Source organism: Mesorhizobium sp. M8A.F.Ca.ET.207.01.1.1 (genome assembly GCF_004794715.1).
GTDB lineage: Bacteria > Pseudomonadota > Alphaproteobacteria > Rhizobiales > Rhizobiaceae > Mesorhizobium.
In genome coordinates, this window is the sequence record NZ_SRUS01000083.1 from 1 (window position 1) to 456 (window position 456).

At 63.8% G+C, this 456-nt stretch carries 1 protein-coding gene and 1 pseudogene; both read left to right on the top strand.

Annotation, left to right across the window (positions count from 1 at the left end; genetic code table 11):
* Positions 1-257, top strand: a pseudogene (locus EN850_RS37810) (hypothetical protein); the annotation flags it as partial.
* Positions 217-456: CBS domain-containing protein (locus EN850_RS33560; RefSeq protein WP_136092937.1), on the top strand; the 240-nt coding region annotated here is incomplete at its 3' end. The pseudogene EN850_RS37810 and the gene EN850_RS33560, both read left to right, overlap by 41 nt.

The window sequence follows — 456 nt, forward strand, 5'->3', positions numbered from 1 at the left end:
CGGCGCTGTATGGCGACCGGGTGGCGGGCTGGACGACGATGATGGCGGTGATCCTGTTCCTGGGTGTGGTGCAGATGATAGCGCTGGGCCTGATCGCCGAGTGGCTGGGGCAGCTTTACGAAGAATCCAAGCAGCGGCCGCTGTACCTGGTTGACGCCTGGCTAGCATCCGCCGTGGCAGACTCGGCCCTGCAACCCACCCTCGGAGGGCAGGCAGATGACCACGGTACGGCAACTGTTGGACGGCAAGTCTCCTGAAGTACATGCGGTCGCGCCGGAAGCGGCGGTGATCGATGCGATCCGATTGATGGCGGAAAAAGGCATCGGTGCGGTGCTGGTGATGGACGGGCCGAAACTGGTCGGGATCCTGTCCGAGCGTGATTACGCGCGCAAGATCGTGCTGCGTGATCGTTCGTCGCGGGATACCGCGGTGGCGGAGATCATGACGGCACAGGTG